This window comes from Stenotrophomonas sp. P5_B8 (assembly GCF_054049855.1).
In genome coordinates this window covers 1-3,091 of the sequence record NZ_JBFULO010000438.1, presented here as the reverse complement: position 1 = coordinate 3,091, position 3,091 = coordinate 1, and the positions used below count along the sequence as shown (strand labels likewise).

The 3,091-nt window shown below is 69.8% G+C and carries 3 protein-coding genes; all 3 read right to left on the bottom strand.

The window, feature by feature from the left end; genetic code table 11:
- Positions 1-557 precede the first annotated feature (557 nt).
- A complete protein-coding gene (hemE, locus tag ACXJKH_RS17690; RefSeq protein ID WP_457321288.1) occupies positions 558-1,631 on the bottom strand; it encodes a uroporphyrinogen decarboxylase in 1,074 nt (357 codons plus the stop codon).
- A gap of 62 nt (positions 1,632-1,693) precedes the next feature.
- Positions 1,694-1,945, bottom strand: a complete 252-nt coding sequence (locus ACXJKH_RS17685; RefSeq protein ID WP_256775802.1) for a WGR domain-containing protein — start codon at positions 1,943-1,945, stop codon at positions 1,694-1,696.
- 73 nt (positions 1,946-2,018) lie between these two features.
- On the bottom strand, positions 2,019-3,091 hold a 1,073-nt coding region (gene aroB, locus ACXJKH_RS17680), incomplete at its 5' end, for a 3-dehydroquinate synthase (protein ID WP_457321285.1).

Sequence of the window (3,091 nt, the reverse complement as noted above, 5' to 3'; positions counted from 1 at the left end):
GGAGGCTCGTGGGCGCCATCCATGGCGCCCAACGGTCCCGCCAACCCACCCACGCCAGCCCCGATACTCTGTCGGTGTGCATGGCAACAGCGGTTGAGCCACGCCATGCGTGGCCGCTGTTCTTTTGGTGCTGCTGGTCACCACTCATCGGGTGGCCCAGCCGGTTGCGGGATGGTTGGGCGTGACCGCCGGTTTCGAGGTGGTTGGGTGTGATTGTGGGATGGTGCGGGGTAGAGCCGACCGTTGGTCGGCTGCCTTCGGCGCCGATCGATCAACGCTTACATCAACCGATACACGGGCTCGCGTGGCTGCTGTTCTTTCCGGCTCTACGTGTAGCCACCCATGGGGTGGCTCTACCGGTGGCGGGGTCGTTGGGTGTGACCGGCGGTTGCGGTGTGCTTGGGCGTGACCGCCGGTTGCGCGGTGGCTTGATGTGACCGCCGGTTGGGATGTCGTTGGGCGTGACCGTCGCGGTGGGGCGGTTGGGTGTGACGGCCGGCGGCGCGGTGGTTGGGGGTAGAGCCGACCGTTGGTCGGCTGCCCTCCGCGCAGACCAATCAGCGCTTGCTCAACCGGTGCACGGCCTCGACCAGCACGCCTACGTGTTCGGGGTTCATGTCCGGGGACATGCCGTGGCCCAGGTTGAATACGTGGCCTTCGCGGGAGCCGCCGTTGCCGTCGGCGTAGCTGTCGAGCACCCGAGCGGCGGCGCGTTCGATGGCCGCGGGGTTGCCGTACAGGGTGGCGGGGTCCAGGTTGCCTTGCAGGGCGACGCGGCCGCCGGTGCGGGCGAGCGCGTCGGACAGATCGAGGGTCCAGTCCACGCCGAGGGCGTCGGCGCCGGTGTCGGCCAGTGCGCCCAAATGCAGGCCGGTGCCCTTGCCGAACAGGATCAGCGGCGTGCGCTGGTCGCCCTGGCCGCGTTCGAGTTCCTGGGCGATGCGGGTGAGGTAGCGCAGCGAGAATTCACGGTACATGCCGGGGCTGAGCACGCCGCCCCAGGTGTCGAAGACCTGCAGCACCTGGGCGCCGGCGGCACGTTGGGCGGCGAGGTAGGCGATGACCGCGTCGGTGACCACCGAGAGCAGCTGGTGCAGGGCGGCCGGTTCGTTCAGGGCCATGGCCTTGATGCGGGCGAAGTCCTTGCTGCCGCCGCCTTCGACCATGTAGCAGGCCAGCGTCCACGGGCTGCCGGAGAAGCCGATCAGCGGCACCTTGCCGTCCAGCTCGCGGCGGATCACGCGCACTGCATCCATCACGTAGCGCAGCTCGGTTTCCATGTCCGGCACGGCCAGCTTGGCGATGGCGGCAGCGTCGCGCACGGGGTGGCGGAACTTGGGGCCTTCGCCGTCGACGAAGTACAGCTCCAGACCCATCGCATCGGGAATGGTGAGGATGTCGGAGAACAGGATCGCCGCGTCCAGGTCGAAACGACGCAGCGGCTGCAGGGTGACTTCGCAGGCGATGTCCGGGTTCTTGGCCATGGCCAGGAAGCTGCCGGCCTTGGCGCGGGTGGCGCGGTATTCGGGCAGGTAGCGGCCGGCCTGGCGCATCAGCCAGACGGGGGTGCAGTCCACCGGTTCGCGGCGCAGGGCGCGCAGCAGGCGATCGTGGCGGGAGGGGCTGGTCATGCAACGCTTCCTTGGAATCTGGTGGCGCAGGGCCGGGGTGATGGAGCGACGGGCTGCGGCGCTCAGCGCGGCGTGACGCCACTGGTGTAGGTGATCTGGTAGCCGCGCTGGAGCTGGGCATCGCGCGCCTTCTCGAACGCGCGGTGGGCCGGCTCAGCCTGCAGGAACAGCTCGCGGCGCAGCTGCGCGCGACCGCCGACCAGGCCCGATTCACGCAGCAGTTCCCAGCCGCCGAACAGATCCGGTTGCAGGGTCAGCTGGAGATAGCGCGCCGGTTCGGTGGCGCTGGGGTGTTGCTGCAGGAAGACACGCATGACCGCGATTGTAGCCGCGAACGCGGGGACGGGCCGTGCTGGCCCGCCGTGCCTGCGGCGAACGGTCGCAGGCTCAGCCGGTGGCCAGCACGGACAGGACGTCGGCTTCGTCGACGTCGGCCACCACTTCGGCGTGGCCGATGCCGCGCCACAGCACCAGGCGCAGCCGACCGGCGAGGTTCTTCTTGTCCAGGCGCATGCGTGCCAGCAGCGCGTCGGGCGCCAGACCGGCGGGAATTTCCACCGGCAGTTCGTAGCGCAGCAGCAGGTCGCGCAGCTGGTCGGTGTCGGCCTCGCTGCTCATGCCCAGCCGGGCGGACAGGCGAGCAGCGAGCACCATGCCTACCGCGACTGCTTCGCCATGGTTGAGGTTGTCGTTGCCGGGCGCGCCGTAGCCCTGTTCGGTTTCGATGGCATGGCCGAAGGTGTGGCCGAGGTTGAGCAGGGCGCGTTCGCCCTTTTCCAGTGGATCGCGGGCGACGATCTCGGCCTTGTGTTCGCAACTGCGCGCGATCGCCTGGGCCAACGCGGCGTCATCGCCGGCCAGCAGCGCGGCGTGTTCGGCCTGCAGCCAGCGGAAGAACAGCGGATCGCCGATGGCGCCGTACTTGATCACTTCGGCCAGCCCGGCGCGCAGTTCGCGCGGCGGCAGGGTGCGCAGGGCCGCAGTGTCGGCGATCACCGCGCGCGGCGGGTGGAACGCGCCGACCAGGTTTTTGCCTTCGGGAATGTCCACGGCGGTCTTGCCGCCGACCGAGGAATCGACCATCGCCAGCAACGAGGTCGGCAACTGCACGCAGTCCACTCCGCGCATCCAGCAGGCGGCGGCAAAGCCGGCCAGGTCGCCCGCCACGCCGCCACCGAGCGCCATGACGCAGGCATCGCGGGTGGCGCCGAGTGACGCCAGGGCGGTGATCGCCGCGCCGAAGTTGGCCAGGGTCTTGGAGGCTTCGCCGGCCGGCAGCACCATTTCGCCGATCAGCAGGTCCGGGCGTGCGTCGAGCAGGGCCGAATTCACCCCGGCCAGGTAGAGCGGCGCCACCGACGAATCGCTGAGCAGCAGCACATGGCGGCCGCGCACGTGCTGGGCGAGCAGCGCGCCCTGGCCCAGCAGGTTGGGGCCGATGTGGATGGTGTAGGGGGGGG

Excerpts from the sequence above, each read along its gene's own strand:
- hemE (WP_457321288.1), bottom strand. The coding sequence starts at position 1,631 with ATGACCAGCCCCTCCCGCCACGATCGCCTGCTGCGCGCCCTGCGCCGC.
- ACXJKH_RS17685 (WP_256775802.1), bottom strand. The coding sequence starts at position 1,945 with ATGCGTGTCTTCCTGCAGCAACACCCCAGCGCCACCGAACCGGCGCGC.